Below are 15450 nucleotides of genomic sequence, written 5' to 3' on the forward strand. Positions count from 1 at the left end.
CATTTTGGGGAAATTATTCCCACTCTATCCAAAAACCTTTAAAGATAGCGTTGTTAGCTAGAATGGGAGCAAGCAAAATACCCTATTATAACCCAGAATCTGTTTTAAACCTCTCTCCATACAGGGTTTCCAATCGGGCAAATAGCGCATTTAGCTTATCTTTTCCGAATTGACTAGCATAATGCATAGGCCCTCCTCTAAATGGAGCAAAACCCGTACCAAAGATCATCCCTGCATCCAACAAATCTGCATCTGCCACAACGCCTTCGCGCAAACATGCTGCGGACTCATTTACCATGCGTAAAATTAATCGATTGGCAATTTCTTCGGTATTTTCCGTTTCTGCGACTGGCATTTTAACCGGTTTTCCATTTTTATAGTGATAAAACCCCTGGCCTGTTTTCTTACCTAACTTGCCTTCTTTTACCATTTCCCTTAAACGCTCAGGTACAGTACCGCCAAAGTGGCTGGTAAGATTTTCAGCCACCGCCAGGCAAACATCCATACCAACAGTATCCGCTAATTCAACAGGGCCCATAACCATCCCAAAATTGGTGGCAGCTTTATCAATCGCTTCCGCTTTATATCCCTCCTCGAGAAGTTGGACGCACTCCATCAAATAAGGCATTAAGATACGATTAATTAAAAACCCGGGGCTTGATTTTACCGGCAAGGGAAGTCTGTTAATTTGATTTACAAAAGCGGCTGCCTTTTGCGCAATCAGACTCTCTGTCTTATCGTTACTAACGATTTCAACCAACTCCATTTTGGCAACCGGATTGAAAAAATGAATCCCTACTAATCGATTTGGCTCCTCCATAACCTGTGCAATCTCATCCAGAGGAATGCTAGAGGTATTGGTAGCAATAATAGCCTCTTTTTTTGCCTTCTTTTCAACTGCTGCAAATATTTCTTGCTTGATTTTTAAGTTTTCAAAAACGGCTTCAATAATAACATCTGCTTTTTCAATACCAAACCCTTGTGGATCAGGAATTAAATTATCACTGGCTTCCTGAATTAGTCTTGGCTTTTTTAATTTCTTTTTAAAAAGTGCATGCGCTCTAGTGATAGCCGGCGAAATTTTTTCATAACCTTGATCTTGTATCGTGACACGAATTCCGCGTAAAGCGCACCATGCTGCAATATCGCCGCCCATGATTCCTGCCCCTATAACATGAACATGCTTCGCGTGGAATTCAGTCTCTTTTGCAAAGGATTTTAATCGCTCCCGCAATAAAAAAGCGCGGATTAAGTTTTTAGCAGTTTCCCCGCCGGTAACTAATTTTTCAACTGAATCAGCTTCTTTTAAATAAGCGCGTTCATCAAAACCACTTTCCTTCTCCCATAAGTCAATAACTGCATAGGGTGCTGGATAATGTTTTTCTTGCACACGCTTACTAACCTGGCGGCGCAATAACTTTGCAATAAGAGGTCGAAGCCAACCATAATTAGTAAGCGATTGAAGGAAGGTAGGAGTATGCTTTGCTGGCTTGTTATTAATATAATAGATGGCTGCTCTTTTTAATTGTCGTAGTGGAACTACTTCATCCACAAAACCTAAAGCTTTAGCTCTTTTAGCAGCCATGGGAATCCCTGGCAAAATTACCTGCGCTAATGCATTAAATCCTCCGATTAATCGCGGTAATCTTACCGTTCCACCCCAACCAGGATGAATACCTAACATAATTTCTGGCAAACCTAATCGAGTTTCTTTTTCATCTGTAGCGATACGATAGTCGCAAGCCAAAGCAAGCTCTAAACCGCCCCCCAGACAGAAACCATTAATCATAGCTACAGAAGGAATATTTAAATTCTCAATTCGGGAAAATACCGCCTGTCCCTTACGTAGGAAGTCCAAAGCTTGTGCAGAACTATCAAATTGACTAAACGCATTCACATCGGCCCCAGCAATAAATCCATTTTTAGGCGAATAAATGACCAGACCTTTAGCATCAGATATTTGAGAGACATCATGCAATATACTATTAAGCTCGTCCAAAACCTCATCATTTAAGGCATTAACAGAGGTGTCTTTCCTGTTTATAGCCAACCAGACGATGTGAGCATCATCAATTGCAACTTCCCAATGTTTATATTTATTCATTTCCACTCACCTCAGTCACGCGCTCCAAGTACATAGCTCCCCCTTGACCACCACCTATACAAATGGCTGCCATACCTCGTTTTCCCTTGTTTTGTATCAAATCTTCCAAAACATGTAAAACGATTCGCGCACCACTCGCACCAATGGGATGTCCTACGGCAATAGCTCCTCCATCTTTATTCAAACAATCTAATGACGGCGCGCCAAAAGCTTCTTTTAAGCCTAAATGATTTTTGCAGTATTCCTTATCATCCCAAGCTGCTAAACAGGCGAGCACTTGAGCAGCAAAAGCTTCATTAATTTCCCAGCAATCAAAATCTTTTGCTACCAGCCCATGCCTTTTCATAATAGGAGTAGCTGCATGTACAGGACCTAGTCCCATTTCGGAAGGATCTAAGGCTGCCCATTGAGAATCTACAATTTTCCCCATCACCGGTAAATTCCATTTTTTTATCGCCTCTTCGCTTGCTAATAGTAATAAACAAGCACCGTCGGTGATCTGTGAACTATTACCTGCTGTGACCATTCCATATTTTTTGTCGAAGAAAGGCTTTAAAGTGGAAAGTTTTTCAATGCTAGAATCCGCTCTATATCCATTATCTTGACTATATAATCTACCTTTACTATCAAAAATCGGAGTAACTTCCGTCATCTTGCTTTCTTCATAAGCGTGCGCTAAACGATGGTGACTCTGGTTAGCAAAAGCATCCATTTGCTCTCTACTAATATTGAAGCGAAAAGCTAATTTTTCAGCTGTTTGTCCCATATTTAGTCCTACTATAGGATCAGTCAAACCGCGAATCAAAGCAATTACTGGCGCTAAGTAAGATAATTTAAATTGGGTAATTAAACCTGCTTTTTGTTTAAAAGACTTTGCAGCAAACCATTTTGCTAACCAATCAGCCATTTTTTCGCTAAAGAGTAAGGGAGCATGGCTCATCGCATCTGTACCCCCCGCCAGTACTAAATTACTCCTTCCGCTCGCGATTTGAATAGCCGCATTATCCAATGCTTGCATACCAGAAGCACAATTTCGCATTACAGTAAAAGCAGGGACCTGATGCCCACATCCCAAACGCAAAGCTACCACTCTGGCTATATTAACTTCATCAGGTCCAGGCATTGCTGAACCAATAATTACTTCATCCAAATCCGTGGGTGCAAAAGGTTGCCTATTTAATAAAATTTGTCCCGTTGCTACAGCCAAATCAGACCCTGAAAAAGGCCCTACACCTTTTGCTTTTAAGAAAGGGGTACGGCTGCCATCCACAACATAAACCGCCCTACCCTGCAAATTTGATTTGTGCTTCATTACTCCTCCTGAAAACCTGCTTATATACACGAAAACCTAAACTGCCAGGTTTTGAAGTTTCCTGGGTATATATCAAGCAAACACTTAATTTTTATGCCAAACTAAGATAGCAGCATTCCTCATTTTTGGGAAATCTAATCGTAGGTCTCTAATTCAGGTTGACGCCCTAAGAATACCTGTTATACTTCGTCACCATTGACTGGAGAGATGGCCGAGTGGTCGAAGGCGCTCCCCTGCTAAGGGAGTATGGGTCAAAAGCCCATCGAGGGTTCGAATCCCTCTCTCTCCGCCAGATCAAAAAGAACACGCGCCCGTAGCTCAGTTGGATAGAGTATCTGGCTACGAACCAGGGGGTCGGAGGTTCGAATCCTTCCGGGCGCGCCACCTTCAAGATCGAAGCAAGAAAGAAAAAATCACTCCGTAATCTAAAACAGTGCACAAATGTCATTGGCCCGGAAGGATTTGAACCGAAAGAGGTTCGACAAAATACGTAGCGAAGAGCACGAAGTGCGGCGAAGTATTTTGGACGCACACAGTGCGCCCCGAAGGGGTGAGGAAGGAACGCAGTAACTGACGAATCAATCCTTCTCACCAAAACCCACAAATCTCGAATAGATCATCAAGCCAATACCCACATTTAAAAAACAGATCACAAATCTTGGCCCGGAAGGGTTCGAACCGAAGGAGGTTCGACAAAATACGGCTCACCCCCAAATTCGGGGGCGCTTCTAATCAAAGAAACCCCCATTGATCTCCCTACAGCAAAAGAATAGTATGAAATTCTCGTCAACGTAAGGAGCGCGCTGTGTTAAAACGAGATATTTCTACCATCAATATATTAGTGGCCTCTGCAGGAGGAATGATTGGTTCAGGGTGGTTATTCAGTCCATTTATCAGCGCTCAAATGGCTGGAAGTAATGCTCTTGTTAGTTGGGTTATTGCAGCAGTCTTCATGCTGTTTATCGCTTTACCCTTATGCGAATTAGGCACTATGTTTCCCATCTCGGGTGGTATGTCTAATTACCCAACTTTCACACACGGAAGAGAGGTGGGTTTTTTATTTGCCTGGACTTCCTGGTTATCTTATGTGGTAATGACCCCGATTGAGATTCAAGCCATTTTACAATACTCCAGCCATTTTTTTCCCATTTTAATAAATAGTAAAACCGCGACGCTTTCACTCTCCCCTTATGGATATATCGCCGCTATCGTGATTATGTTTTTTGTGGTTATATTAAATTCTTATGGAATTAAATTCCTCACCGAATGCAACAAATACGCCAGCATTATTAAATTTATTTTGCCAAGCGTTGCTATTTTTGCTCTTTTAAAAGAAACCCCTTCCCTGGCTAATATTAATATTGATTTATCCACAAAAGAAAATTGGACAGATATATTTACCGCTCTTTCTGCTGGGGGTATTGCATTCGCATTTACAGGGTTTCAAAACGGACTAATGTTAGCTGGAGAAGTTAAAAATCCGCAGCGCAATATTCCTATTGCAATCTTAGGTGCAGTTTTAGTTGGGTTTATTCTCTACTTTATGTTGCAGTTTAGCTTTATTGCCGCAATCCCCCAGAAGTATCTAACAAATGGTTGGCATGCATTAACCTATCCTGGAGATGGAGGCCCCCTGGTAGGGCTCACCTTATTATTAGGTCTTGGCGTTATTGCTACATTACTTTTGTTCGACGCTGCATTTTCACCTTTTGGAACAACCTTTGTTTACACCGCTGCTACATCCCGAATTTTATATGGTATGGCATTAAATAATCACTTGCCAAAACTGTTTCTCAAAGTAAATCGACATCAAATACCCTATGTTACTTTGTACGCAAATTTTTTGGTAGGTGCCCTGGCTTTTCTACCATTTCCTGGCTGGCAAAAATTAGTTGGTTTTTTATCTTCAGCAAGTATCCTTTCCTATGGGATTGGACCCATTTGTCTTTTAGCCTTAAGAAAATTGCAACCAGCTGCCCCGCGTCCTTTCCGACTTTCTTATAGTGTTTTTCTATCTCATATAGCATTTTATGTTTGTAACCTTATGTTATATTGGTGCGGCTTCTCAATAATCTGGAAACTGGATATAGCCCTGCTTTTAGGATTAATTATTTATCTTTTTTATCAAGATAAACGTGCGATTAAAGATATTAAAGCGCTTGTCTGGTTTATATTATATATGGGGTCGCTCAGTATTATTTCTTATTTAGGAACATTTGGTGGTATCGGCATGTTACATTTTCCTCTGGACATGATTTGCTTTATACCTTACAGCATTTTTTTCCTTTCTCTATCACAAAATTTAGTTAGTAAAAATAGTGATGTGCTAATAAGTAGTGCCACACTAGAATCGAGTTAATATAAGGAAAGCGAAGATTAAGTTATTTAAGTACACTTTGCTCTTCACTAAATAAAGAAATGCAGATAGACTCAGACTCTACGTCCCAGTGGCGCAGCTGGATAGCGCGGCCCCCTCCTAAGGGGCAGGTCGCAGGTTCGAATCCTGCCTGGGACGCCAGTAAAACCAAGGCTATAGTTATGTTTTTTCGAAATTAAAATAAAACGACTGTATAGCCAAAAATTTCCTTTTAATAAAAACGAGACTAAGGCCCGATTGGAATCCATGTAATTGTGCCCGTGCTCGCGGGATCGTTTGCGATGTTAGGCACACTGTTACTAAAGATAGCGCCAGTATAATTAATAGTAGTTGATGTGTTTACACCAGCCAGTGCATATGCATAAATTCCCCCGGCATTATTATTTAGGAAAGTGGTTCCACTTAAGTTGCTAATATTAATCATACTATTACTAATGACACCACCATCTGCCCCGTTTGAAACCCATAGAGCGGGAGCACCATTCGTGCTATTGCTAATTATAGAATTTGTGGCCGTAAGATTAATGGCCCCTTGACCTAAAGACCAAACACCAATATTTCCAAAAGGAAAGGGTGGTCCTATATTGCCTCCACTCCTGTCAAATAGTGCGTTTTGTATTGATACATTTACTGTATCGCCAAGATTTGGATTCAAGTCGCCATTAACAACTAGTAAACCATAAGTGCTTCCTAGACTAGAGGTACTATTAATAAAACTAAAATTTATAATTCCACTATTATTAGCTTGGAGGTATATATTTCCGGTATTATTCGCTTGACCATTATTTTGAAGCAATGAATTTTCCACAGTTACATTTATTGCACCCCCAAAACCTACGGATCCATCTCCATTTCCCTGATTACGGATTTCAAATCCATTATTTCCGCCCGATCCAGCTCCTGTTATAGTTGAATTACTAATCGTGGCATTTATCTGTCCATTAAATTGATTGAGAAAACTTAAAGCCGAATTAGAATTATTATTATTGAGGTTTATTTGTAATTGATCCGCCGTAAAGGTGACGGTCCCAGCCCCCGTATTAATTAACTGAATCCCACCAGGTTGCGTCCCTTGAAAATCAAAGTCGCTATCTGCCGTAATTGTCGAATTTTGGATACTAAAGTTATTTTCGCTTCCACTGGAATTTATGACTGTATTATTATTGGTGAAAGTGGACCCAGTAATGTTTAAATCACCATTATCAGGAAGATATATAGCCGTTCGGAAATTGGAAAAAGAGCTATTATTTATTGTGGTATCAGTAAAACCACCCCCCATGAATATCCCTATACCTGCATTAAGGCCGCTTTCAAAATTGGTGGTAAATTGTAAATCTGAAAAAGTACTCGTCGTGCCATTTACCCCCAAGTGAAAAATCTGGTAACCATCAGTATTATTGACCAAAAACAAAGTAGGCCTATTATTTCCGACAGCAGTAGAGGTGTAGTCAAAAGATCTGCCATAAAAATTTTGTCCATTAAAAGGCTTTAAACCATCAAGCAAAGTAACATTATAGATGGATCCGGTTCCTCCTTGCAGATAAAGACGGGCATCATTAGGAGAAGAATTATTAATATCGTTTAAAGTTTCTTGGGTTAACGGGGCAGGATTACCATAAGTGCCATTACCTGTTCCATCGGGAGAGATAAAATATATATTAGAGTATACTAATGACGTGGATGATGATGTACCGTAATCTCTATAAAGTTCACTTTTTTGATCATAAGTTCCAGCTCCTGTGGCAATAATACCAATATGACGTTGTACCGGATCTAATTCTCTATCGTGCAGATCATTTGATAAAATATTTACTGCTCCACCAAAAACTACATTAAACCCTATCCCTATAGTGTATTTATTTATCTGGTCATAACTATTAAACAATGAAAAACTAAATGTTTGATTAATGGGCTGATTACAACCAGCAGCTACGCCCCCAATATTTTTAATATTATATTTTGCTGGAGGATTATAATAATAACCACCAAGATAAAGATGAGAACGTAGATTTTCTTTTACTGCAAGATTGAATCCCAATGCTGCATCAAATCCATTACCAATCACTGCATATTTAGAAACCAATTGATGATTATATGTTAATTGGGTGAATTGGTTATGCGTGCCAGTTTCAAATTGATCTACTTGGTTAACTAAAGTTTGTTCGACATTTGAGCCTAGAGGTTTACTATTATCGGAAAAATAACCATTAACATGCAAATCCCAGCGGGTGCTTATTAATTCTACTCCCGGACTTATAACCCAAAAATTTTTATTTAAGTTAGTACGATCATAATCGCCAAACAAATATCCCCCAAAGATTACATCACGTATTATTCCTCTATAACCTAATCCGGGGCTGACTAAATAGGTATTATTGGTTCCATATCCTCCTAACAAATCCCCATAAAGGAATTTTTCCTTATTTCCTACGAGGGGCAACATTCCGTCCCCACCAAATAAACCAATATTGGTAATTGCGGCGGCACCCAGAATGCGACTAGATAATGGAAATATTTGGCTAGATTGACCTGATGAAGAGAGATCAGATGAAGTAAACCTGGGCATCTGAGCATAACATAAATCTTTGCCTAGAAATAAAATAACAAAACTGCCGATAGATATTCTCTTCATTTAGCCTAAATCCTTTAGAAAAAAGCATAACAAATTCCCTAGTGTGAATTCTAAAGGTAACCTTATAATTCTAAAGGTAACCTTATACTAGGGCAATGCTCTAATGTGAAATCATGTTTATGGAGAAAATTTAGTGCGCCATTTTATGTATTTTATTCTTATTTGCATAAGTTTATTCAACCAATTTGTTTATTCTCAAACGCTGACCACAAAAATTGATGCTCTTATCTCCCAACAATTGCCCCATGCAACTGTTGGGGTTCTTATAAAAGAAGCGGATACGGGAAAAATTATTTATAGCAAAAATCCAGATAAATTACTTTCTCCAGCTAGCAGTATGAAATTATTTACAGCTGCTGCAGCACTTTACCACCTGAAGCCTACCTATCATTTTTTAACTACGTTCTCGCAGAAAAATGAAGATTATTATATTACCTTCAGTGGATCACCATCGTTGACTGAAACGGACTTAACAAATTTATTACATAGTTTACAAGAACAGAATATAAAAATAATTCGTGGGAATATTGTTTTAGATACGTCCCGATTTAAAGCTCCTTTTATTCCTGGCGGAAACTCTGTTGATGATCTTGGTTGGTACTACTCCGCTCCTGATACAACAGCTATATTAGATGAGAATGCCGTATCTTATGATTTCTTTAGCGAAAAACCAGGCGAATTAATACAAATTAAACCGCAAAAAGTCTCTAATGCATTAACTATTATAAATCAAGTCATTACGGTGACCAAGGAAGAAGAAAAAGAGCATTGTAATTTGAATATTGAAATAAAAACCAATAATACATTACGACTTTATGGATGTTTGGCTCAAAGTAGCCAACCCATGAAGATGCAATTAGCTGTTCCTGATCCTATTTTATATGTCAGAAAAGTTGTTAAAGAGATACTCCATAGAAACAATGTTTTATTAGAAGGACATATTATCAATGGACATACCCCTTCCGGTGCTACTATCCTTGCGCAAAATCAGTCTGGGGATTTAATACAACTAATTACGCATATGCTTAGAGAATCCGATAATCTCTATGCTAGCAGCATCACCAAAGAATTGGCCTACTCTTTGACTAAAGATGGGACAAACAAGCAAGGTGCTTTTGCCCTTAAAACGATTTTAGCGGAACATACTCATATTAATATGTCTGAAATTGAAATAGCTGATGGAACAGGCACCCGATATAACCTGGTAACGCCAAGACAAATAATTACTCTTCTCTCAGATATTTATCATGATAAAAGCATGAAAGATCTATTTATAAAGGCACTACCACAAGCTGGTGTATCAGGAACACTAAAAGAGCGATTTAAAAAGACGATTTTAGAAAAAAATGTATTTGCAAAAACAGGAACAATGCACGATGTCTCCTCTTTATCCGGCTTTGTTGTGGGTACAGATAAAAAACCTATAATTTTCTCCATTATTATTAATGGAGTTAACAAACCCATTAGCGTAGCCAAATCGCTTGAAGAAGAAATCCTTCATGTTGTCACTAAAAAGAGGTTCAGATGAATTTAGTAAGGTCCAAAAACCACAAAAGCCACGGAGTGGCTTTGTGGAGGAAGGATGACCGTAAAAACGATCATATAAACCCTTCACTTTAACTATAGTATAAGTTCTTTGAATGTGCAAATTTTATACAATTTGGTGATTGGCATATAACTACTAAATATCACTATAACGCTTATATCTTGCAGGGGCCAAAAATCGGAATTCATCCGCCGTTTTTTTGTTATCTCTCGTGAGTTCTCAATTTCCCCCGCAAAGATACACTTCTCTTAGGAAGGGCTTATTTTTCAAATCTAATCCAGCCTAGCTGAGCAAACTCATAGAGAAATAACAGATTTTCTTCTTTTTCTAAATCGTGTTTACATTTGGCAATCGGAAAAGTTAGGTTATTAACAAAATGTTTAATCAAATTTTTGCTTACTCCCTCAATGTTCCATTGGGTTCCATTAACAAATAAAGTAAAAGGGTCCTCTATATAAGCGAGTCTGCAAGCTCCATCCAGGATTATATATTCACAATTTTTTATCTTTTTACTAAATGCCGTCAGATTTTTAATGCTTCCATCGGGTTCTGGCAATTGATATTCAGCTTGTTCATCTAGAGAAGTAACGTAACTGCCAAACCAGTTTTTAACTGTTTGTTCATCTTCCAAAGCTTTTTGCATGAGCGATTTTGCTAATTGCCATGCATAAGGAACAATCTCCCCAGAAGCAATATTTTTCCAGCAGGGATCTTTGTAAAGTTGTCCCCTCAGGGAGGTTTTTTCTAAAAAAACCGCAAAACTCTCCCACATCTCTTGTAACCCATAACTGCGGTATCCAAATGAATAAGTCATACATCGTTCGCTTAATGACACCCCATAATGGCCCACGTGGGGTGGTAAATAAAGCATGTCCCCTTCTTCCAATATATATTCCTCTTCCACCATAAATTCTTTCATAATCCGCAATGGCACCTCTGCCAGGTGATTTTCTGGAATACAATTTTGCGTTGTCAATTTCCAATGCCTTCTTCCTATGGCCTGGTAAAGAAACACATCATAATTATCATAGTGGGGGCCTACACTACCGCCTTCAACTGCAAAACTAATCATTACATCATCAAAACGCCATTGCGGGATAAATTGAAAATTTTGGCGTAATAAAAAAACGTCGGGGATAAGTCTATCCACCCCGTTTACCAACAAGGTCCAATGTGATTTAGGCAAAGAGGAAAAATCTTTATCCGAAAATGGGCCTTTTTTTAGATGCCAGAATGGTTTTTCCCCCGGCGTTTCGATAACCAGTCGACTTTCAATATTCTCATCCAAAGAGAGCCCCGCTAACTCTTCCGGAGAAAGGGAATTTACAAAGTCCGGCATGGCATTTTTTATAACTAACGGTTTTTTCTGCCAATATTCAGCTAAAAATGTATCAACTGAAATAGTTTTAAATTGAATCATTCTTACAAATTCCAGATTAGTTAGGTGCCATTGTAAAGGACACTAGCGATAGAACGCTATCTGTATAGATAAATTTAATATAATTGCCAACGGACGAGACAGGCAAAACTTTGAGAAATATGCCAAACAAAGGCTGTAATTAAACAGCCTTTGTTTTTTAAAGCTTTTAAAACGGAATTACTTTTAGTAGGAATAAAACAATTAGGATTACCAACAACAACCCTACTATACCAGAAGGGCCATATCCCCAAGCTGAGCTATAGGGCCAGGTCGGTAAGGCTCCTAATAAAAGCAAGATTAGAATAATTAGCAGTACTAAACCCATTTTAATCTCCTTTTAAAAGAGTTTCTGAAACAACAAATTTACAAATTACTCGTTTATCTATAAAAATCAATTAAATATTACACTTTAAGTTTAGTAAGGATTTAAAAAACTTGCCATTTACCTCTAAAAACAATCCATTTTAACCTTTGTCACATGGAGGCAGACATCTCTCGAAGGAGTAATAAAATGCACTAATGTCTATATCAGACTCTTGGTGTTTTTTTTAAAATCAAGTTTTGTTGGCAGGATTAATAATTATTGTCTATTTATATATTTATGCTAGATTAATTTTGTATGTCGTTCTCATTTAATATTTTTTTCTTTAATTTAAGTTTTAAGGATTTATTACCATAGGAGATTTAAATGCTGAAATATATCATTGCTTGGCTTTTAGGCGTTCCTCTCAGTATATTAGTTTTAATCTGGTTGGTTTCACGAATTTTCTAATATTACACACTCTTTCATGTTTTAACTTTTACAAGGACTAGTATTATGATTAAAGAAGCCGTAGTTACAACACATGCTCATCATGATCACGCAGCGTGTTTTCATTTTAAACGCATTTCATGGTCTGCAATCTTCGTTGGCGCTCTCATCGCAATTGGTTTAGGATTTCTTCTAAATCTTTTCGGCATGGCTATCGGGATTACTGCTTTGAATATGGATGACAACGGTGCTTTCATGGTCTCTGTTGGGGGATTGATAGCTATTCTAATCGGAGTTATTGTATCCATGTTGGTTGCAGGCTATGCAGCCGGTTACCTCGGTCGTTTATACTGCCCTCAGAGAAATTTAGGTATATTATATGGCTTTGCTACCTGGAGTCTTGCTTTATTATTAAGCGCTATTCTTGCCGCATACGCTGCTGATTACGTTGCGAATTATACTAGTAATTTAACCAACACCAGCGTTGTTGGCTCAAACTCAGATAATACCGCCTCATTACAAACAACCAATACTGATCAAAATCAGAAACCTGCAGCCAATGTAAAAGCATCACCTGGAACTTTGGCCTGGGGAGCATTTATAGTATTCGCACTCTTTTTCATAGGTGCTTTCTCCTGCTGTGTAGGAGCGCTTTGGGGTATGTCTTGCAGAAGGGATGATTAAACAGGGTGAGCGAAAAGCTCACCTCGAAGCGATTGGAGTTTCTTATGCCATACTCATCAAAAAATGAAAAGAAAAAAAATTCTATCCCTAATGATGATTCCTCAAATCCTGGTAATAAGTACCAAGAAAAAAATCAAAAACCTAAAAATATAGAAAAACCCGGATTAAAAGAGAAGAAATAATTTTACTTATGGGAGTTTTAAATTGAGAACCTGGTTGCATGCAACCAGGTAATTTTTTTCTATAAATCAGTAAAATCTTTCACTGCCTTTTCTGCCTCTTCCCTTGTATAACCATAATGTTTTTGCAGTTTTCCATATATTTCTTGTTGATTGCCTTCTATGACATCCAAATCATCGTCGGTTAATTTTCCCCAGGTTTTTTTCATTTTGCCTTTAACTTCTTCCCAACTTCCTTGAAAAATATCCTTATTCATAATGTTCTCCTTCCAAATGACCTATTTAAAATATATGCAATGAATTCAATATTCGCAAAGCAATGAGCAATATTTTAGCTTTAATATATACTTGGATAAGGAGCCACAAAAAGGATTTGTATGCGTGCAATATGGTCTGGAGCTATTACATTTGGATTAGTGAATATTCCTATAAAAATTTATAGCGCAACAGAAAGTCATTCCCTAAATTTTGATTTATTGCGCAGGAAAGACCTATGTCCCGTTAAGTACGCCCGCGTTTGTAGTACCGACGGGAAGGAAGTTGAGTGGGAAGATATCGCCAAGGGCTATGAATACCGCGAAGGAGATTATGTCGTACTAGAGAAAGATGATTTTGAAAAAGCCAGTCCCGAGAAAACGCATACTATAGACATTACCCAATTTGCCAATGAACAGGAAGTAGATTCTATATTTTATGAAACACCTTATTATCTTGAACCGCAAAAAGAGGGACAAAAAGCCTATGCGCTTTTAAGAGAAGCTTTAAAAGAAAGCAAAATGATTGGAATTGGTGAATTTGTATTGCGTAACCATGAAAGTCTGGTGGTCCTAAAACCTTATGGTGATCTGATATTATTAAATAAATTGCGCTACAACGATGAAGTGCGCGACACTAAACATTTAAGTTTAGCAAAAGCGGAACTTATTAATCCAAAAGAATTAAAAATGGCTATGCAACTTATTAATCAATTAAGCGAGTCATTTAAACCCAAAGAATTTAAAGATACTTATATTGCTGATTTAAAAAAAATAATTGAAGCCAAGGCCAAGGGCAAGAAAGTTAAAAAAGGTAAATATCTTTCTGATCGCGGTAAAGTAACCGATATCATGGACTTATTGAAGAAAAGTTTAAAACCGGAAAAAAAAACCAAGCGTGCTTAACAAGCATTTACCAGATATAAGCAGAGGGATTTTCTGGACATTCCTTTATTCCGCACTCTTTCAAAGTATAAACAAAGTTTACTACAGTCACTAATAACATTAATGCAAATAATATATTTGCCCAAAAACGAATTTTTAAAATTTCCTGCGCGGTTTCTTTATATTGTCTATCTACTCCTAACATTATGGTCGCCGCTACGACAATTAGCATAGAGAGAATAAATGACCAGGTATAAAGATGAAATCCTAATATGCTCGAACCATATGATCCTGTTCCAGGAACCACATGCAATGCTATTTGTCTTAAAGCAACAAAAGAGGTATATAAAGCGCCAAGCAATGCAATGGCGTAGTGGCTGGGTCTAAAACCATAACGTAAGTTAAGCAAAAACCCTACAGAAATAATTACAAAACCAACCCGTTGCAATAAACACAATGGGCAAGGAAGTTCTGAAAAATAAAATTGAATAAATAAAGATAGCGCCAATAAAAAAAACAACCCTAAAACTGCTAAAGCATTTAGTCCATTCTCCAGGCCAATTACATTGATTTTTTTCATAATATCCTTATAAATTTAAATTCAATGATGAAGTGATATGATAAATAAAAGCTATTGTTGATAAAAGGATGGTTATATACACGGAGTAAAGGGAAAGCGTTCTCTTGTTAAGCCAAGCTAGTAACAAGACAATGATTAAAAGAATCCAGATTAAAATAATCATTTTTTTCATCCTGAAAGTATTAAACTTAAATTCATCGACCGAATTTAGGTTTAATAAGCATATCAGAAGAGGGGCAAATAAACACCCCTACATCTTATTTTGCAAGCGAGCATTTTCCTTTTGCAACCGGCGGTGTTTTATTCAAGTATTTACAAATGATAGTAAGTTTTGGTGAAGGCAAACTGGAAGCGTTACTATTTAAACGATTAATTTCCAATGCCAGTTGCGGCTTAACCAAGTTATACAACATACGTGTTTTATCAAATAGAGTTCCACACCCGCCGACTTTATAAACTGCAGTACACTGTCTATTAAAACAATTATGAGTAATATTCGACGAAGTAGAATTAAACTGATTAAACCACGTAAAATAACCAGCCGCTGTTTCTATAGGTTTTTTATTTGCTTTTTCTTTATAGTTTGCGATAGCGTTTTGGCACTCGAGAATACTTTTATATTCAATGTCATCGGCAAAAAGATTAAAACTTATTAATAAAGAACATACCAAAAATATTTTTTTATACATACCAGCTCCTCTAAAAATTAAAGAGCAGAGGGTAAGA

General features: G+C 37.7%; 14 protein-coding genes and 3 tRNA genes. 8 read left to right on the forward strand and 9 right to left on the reverse strand.

Annotation, left to right across the window (positions count from 1 at the left end):
* Positions 1-85 precede the first annotated feature (85 nt).
* The gene (locus EL206_RS05080; RefSeq protein ID WP_058462674.1) at positions 86-2104 is read right to left on the reverse strand and encodes a 3-hydroxyacyl-CoA dehydrogenase NAD-binding domain-containing protein; all 2019 of its coding nucleotides are present in this window, start codon (positions 2102-2104) and stop codon (positions 86-88) included.
* Positions 2097-3416 (reverse strand): acetyl-CoA C-acetyltransferase, encoded by a 1320-nt coding sequence (locus EL206_RS05085; protein WP_058462673.1) that lies wholly within the window; start codon positions 3414-3416, stop codon positions 2097-2099. The genes EL206_RS05080 and EL206_RS05085 overlap by 8 nt, the downstream gene beginning before the upstream one ends.
* Positions 3417-3617: 201 nt before the next feature.
* Between EL206_RS05085 and EL206_RS05090 the strand changes: the two genes are divergently transcribed.
* The 4 genes from EL206_RS05090 to EL206_RS05105 all read left to right on the forward strand — a co-directional run bounded on the left by EL206_RS05090 (position 3618) and on the right by EL206_RS05105 (position 5934).
* Positions 3618-3708, forward strand: a tRNA-Ser gene (locus EL206_RS05090).
* A 15-nt stretch (positions 3709-3723) separates the two neighbouring features.
* Positions 3724-3800: transfer RNA gene (locus EL206_RS05095), tRNA-Arg, on the forward strand.
* 421 nt (positions 3801-4221) lie between these two features.
* A complete protein-coding gene (locus tag EL206_RS05100) occupies positions 4222-5775 on the forward strand; it encodes an APC family permease (protein ID WP_058462672.1) in 1554 nt (517 codons plus the stop codon).
* 82 nt (positions 5776-5857) lie between these two features.
* Positions 5858-5934, forward strand: a tRNA-Arg gene (locus tag EL206_RS05105).
* 85 nt (positions 5935-6019) lie between these two features.
* On the opposite strand, the gene EL206_RS05110 is transcribed toward EL206_RS05105, so the two are convergent.
* Positions 6020-8425: an autotransporter outer membrane beta-barrel domain-containing protein gene (locus tag EL206_RS05110; protein ID WP_058462671.1), complete on the reverse strand. Its 2406-nt coding sequence runs from the start codon at positions 8423-8425 to the stop codon at positions 6020-6022.
* Between the two features lie 133 nt (positions 8426-8558).
* On the opposite strand from EL206_RS05110, the gene dacB reads away from it, so the two are divergent.
* Positions 8559-9953, forward strand: a complete 1395-nt coding sequence (gene dacB, locus EL206_RS05115) for a D-alanyl-D-alanine carboxypeptidase/D-alanyl-D-alanine endopeptidase (protein ID WP_232048517.1) — start codon at positions 8559-8561, stop codon at positions 9951-9953.
* A 277-nt stretch (positions 9954-10230) separates the two neighbouring features.
* On the opposite strand, the gene EL206_RS05120 is transcribed toward dacB, so the two are convergent.
* Together EL206_RS05120 and EL206_RS05125 are read right to left on the reverse strand one after the other, a co-directional pair.
* Positions 10231-11391, reverse strand: a complete 1161-nt coding sequence (locus tag EL206_RS05120; RefSeq protein WP_058462669.1) for a cupin domain-containing protein — start codon at positions 11389-11391, stop codon at positions 10231-10233.
* Between the two features lie 166 nt (positions 11392-11557).
* Positions 11558-11716 carry a DUF3309 family protein gene (locus EL206_RS05125; RefSeq protein WP_084758880.1) on the reverse strand — a complete coding sequence of 53 codons (159 nt, stop codon included), beginning with the start codon at positions 11714-11716 and terminating at the stop codon, positions 11558-11560.
* 492 nt (positions 11717-12208) lie between these two features.
* On the opposite strand from EL206_RS05125, the gene EL206_RS05130 reads away from it, so the two are divergent.
* Together EL206_RS05130 and EL206_RS09975 are read left to right on the forward strand one after the other, a co-directional pair.
* The gene (locus EL206_RS05130; RefSeq protein WP_188331946.1) at positions 12209-12826 is read left to right on the forward strand and encodes a hypothetical protein; all 618 of its coding nucleotides are present in this window, start codon (positions 12209-12211) and stop codon (positions 12824-12826) included.
* Between the two features lie 44 nt (positions 12827-12870).
* Positions 12871-13008 (forward strand): hypothetical protein, encoded by a 138-nt coding sequence (locus EL206_RS09975; RefSeq protein WP_157058194.1) that lies wholly within the window; start codon positions 12871-12873, stop codon positions 13006-13008.
* 59 nt (positions 13009-13067) lie between these two features.
* Here EL206_RS09975 and EL206_RS05135 read toward each other — a convergent pair whose 3' ends face one another.
* Entirely contained in the window at positions 13068-13262 is a 195-nt protein-coding gene (locus EL206_RS05135; protein ID WP_058462668.1) for a CsbD family protein, read from the reverse strand.
* A gap of 120 nt (positions 13263-13382) precedes the next feature.
* Here EL206_RS05135 and ku point away from each other — a divergent pair, with 120 nt between their 5' ends.
* Positions 13383-14165, forward strand: a complete 783-nt coding sequence (gene ku, locus EL206_RS05140; protein ID WP_058462667.1) for a non-homologous end joining protein Ku — start codon at positions 13383-13385, stop codon at positions 14163-14165.
* A 7-nt stretch (positions 14166-14172) separates the two neighbouring features.
* Here ku and EL206_RS05145 read toward each other — a convergent pair whose 3' ends face one another.
* The 3 genes from EL206_RS05145 to EL206_RS05150 form a co-directional block, all read right to left on the reverse strand.
* Positions 14173-14724, reverse strand: a complete 552-nt coding sequence (locus EL206_RS05145; RefSeq protein WP_058462666.1) for a disulfide bond formation protein B — start codon at positions 14722-14724, stop codon at positions 14173-14175.
* A gap of 7 nt (positions 14725-14731) precedes the next feature.
* On the reverse strand, positions 14732-14896 hold the full coding sequence (locus tag EL206_RS10225) for a DUF5993 family protein (RefSeq protein ID WP_411711139.1): 165 nt from the start codon (positions 14894-14896) through the stop codon (positions 14732-14734).
* 85 nt (positions 14897-14981) lie between these two features.
* Positions 14982-15413, reverse strand: coding sequence for a hypothetical protein (locus EL206_RS05150; protein WP_058462665.1), 432 nt, complete (start codon positions 15411-15413; stop codon positions 14982-14984).
* Between the last annotated feature and the right edge of the window lie 37 nt (positions 15414-15450).

It is taken from the genome of Legionella adelaidensis, assembly GCF_900637865.1.
GTDB lineage: Bacteria > Pseudomonadota > Gammaproteobacteria > Legionellales > Legionellaceae > Legionella_A > Legionella_A adelaidensis.

Coding starts and splice junctions, on each gene's coding strand:
- EL206_RS05080 (WP_058462674.1), bottom strand. CDS start 2,104: ATGAATAAATATAAACATTGGGAAGTTGCAATTGATGATGCTCACATC.
- EL206_RS05085 (WP_058462673.1), bottom strand. CDS start 3,416: ATGAAGCACAAATCAAATTTGCAGGGTAGGGCGGTTTATGTTGTGGAT.
- EL206_RS05110 (WP_058462671.1), bottom strand. CDS start 8,425: ATGAAGAGAATATCTATCGGCAGTTTTGTTATTTTATTTCTAGGCAAA.
- EL206_RS05120 (WP_058462669.1), bottom strand. CDS start 11,391: ATGATTCAATTTAAAACTATTTCAGTTGATACATTTTTAGCTGAATAT.
- EL206_RS05125 (WP_084758880.1), bottom strand. CDS start 11,716: ATGGGTTTAGTACTGCTAATTATTCTAATCTTGCTTTTATTAGGAGCC.
- EL206_RS05130 (WP_188331946.1), top strand. CDS start 12,209: ATGATTAAAGAAGCCGTAGTTACAACACATGCTCATCATGATCACGCA.
- EL206_RS09975 (WP_157058194.1), top strand. CDS start 12,871: ATGCCATACTCATCAAAAAATGAAAAGAAAAAAAATTCTATCCCTAAT.
- EL206_RS05135 (WP_058462668.1), bottom strand. CDS start 13,262: ATGAATAAGGATATTTTTCAAGGAAGTTGGGAAGAAGTTAAAGGCAAA.
- ku (WP_058462667.1), top strand. CDS start 13,383: ATGCGTGCAATATGGTCTGGAGCTATTACATTTGGATTAGTGAATATT.
- EL206_RS05145 (WP_058462666.1), bottom strand. CDS start 14,724: ATGAAAAAAATCAATGTAATTGGCCTGGAGAATGGACTAAATGCTTTA.
- EL206_RS10225 (WP_411711139.1), bottom strand. CDS start 14,896: ATGAAAAAAATGATTATTTTAATCTGGATTCTTTTAATCATTGTCTTG.
- EL206_RS05150 (WP_058462665.1), bottom strand. CDS start 15,413: ATGTATAAAAAAATATTTTTGGTATGTTCTTTATTAATAAGTTTTAAT.